Source organism: Cupriavidus sp. GW821-FHT07C08 (assembly GCF_059419025.1).
In genome coordinates, this window is record NZ_JBWKQZ010000074.1 from 1 (window position 1) to 1500 (window position 1500).

1 protein-coding gene is annotated in these 1500 nt (G+C 61.2%); it reads left to right on the forward strand.

Annotated elements, in window-relative coordinates; translation table 11 throughout:
* Window positions 1-80: 80 nt before the first annotated feature.
* Window positions 81-1472 carry an IS4 family transposase gene (locus AC07UK_RS38715; RefSeq protein WP_234942747.1) on the forward strand — a complete coding sequence of 464 codons (1392 nt, stop codon included), beginning with the start codon at window positions 81-83 and terminating at the stop codon, window positions 1470-1472.
* The last annotated feature ends 28 nt before the right edge of the window (window positions 1473-1500 follow it).

A 1500-nucleotide genomic window follows, 5' to 3' on the forward strand; every position in this document is an offset into this window, starting at 1 on the left:
GCTTGCCTTTACCCACATCTCGATAGGAAAGGTTGTAAACGGGATTGGACGGTGTTAACTTCGGGTGAAGTTGACAATCAGTGGTGGCAATTTTGCCTGATACGGAAGATCTGGAAGACTGGGCCAGCGACGAATTCGGTGGCGCTCAGTTGGGCGATGCACGTCGCACGCAGCGCCTTGTGGCATTGGCGCGCGGACTGGCGCAAAAAGCCCATGTTTCGTTCCCGCAGGCCTTGAGTGGCGCCCAACTCAAGGCGGCATATCGCTTCTTTGATAATGAGGCGGTCGACCCGGACGGAATACTGGCGAGCCACGTCGCTCAAACCGTGGGTCGCATGCAGCAGGTGCCTGTCGTATTGGCGGTGCAGGACACCACGGAATTCAATCTGGCAAATTTGCCCGCGACTGAGGGACTTGGTCACGGCACGGGCGGCAATTTGCACGGATTCATGTTGCACAGCGTGCTGGCGGTGACGCCTGAGGGCCTGCCACTGGGCGTGTTGAGCATGAAGACGTGGGTGCGTGCGCCGCAAGCATCGGGCAAGGCCAAGCAGCGCCGGGCACTGTCCATTCGCGAGAAGGAAAGCGTGAAGTGGCTGGAGGGGCTGGAATGCCTTGAGCCGCTCAAGATGCAGTGTCCGGACACGCACCTTGTTGCCGTCAGCGATCGCGAGGGCGATGTGTATGACGTGTTCCTGGCGCCGCGCCCAGCGGGGGTGGACTGGTTGGTGCGGGCCGCCTGGAATCGGGGCGTGGACCACGCAGAGAAGTATCTGTGGGAGACGGTTGCTGCGGCTTCTGTACTTGGGGAGACCGTACTGCACGTGCCCAGGAGCGGCGCCAGGCAGGCGCGTAGCGCCCGACTGGCTTTGCGCTGTGTGCCCGTCCAACTGCGACCGCCGCGCAGCCGTGGTGCAGAGGATCTACCGAGTCTCGAAGTGTTTGCCATTCACGCGCTGGAACTCGACCCGCCCGAAGGCGTTGAGCCGCTCGAATGGATGTTGCTCAGTTCGATGCCCACCCAAACGCTGGAAGATGTGCTCGAACGGCTGAGCTGGTACGCCCGTCGCTGGACCATTGAATCCTGGCATCGTGTCCTGAAAAGTGGCTGCCAGATCGAAGCCCGGCAGTTCGGGACGCTGGAGCGGTTCCTGCGGGCCACGGCGCTGTTCGCCGTAATCGGCTGGCGCATCTTGTACGCGACTATGCTGGGCCGGCTCGAAGCCGATATCCCTTGCTCGGTGCTACTGCAATCGCTCGAATGGCAGGCCTTGTACTGCCGCATGCACGGCACAACCAAGCCACCGGAGCAGGCACCCAAACTCAGCGAAGCGGTCCTTTGGGTCGCCAAGCTCGGTGGCTACCTGGGTCGCAAAAACGACGATCCCCCCGGTGCTACTGTCCTCTGGCGCGGCTTCCTCGTTTTGCACGAAATCACCGAAATGTATCGGATCTTCCAGAAAAACGAGTAAGCCGCCGGAAGTTGTGGGTAAAGGCAAG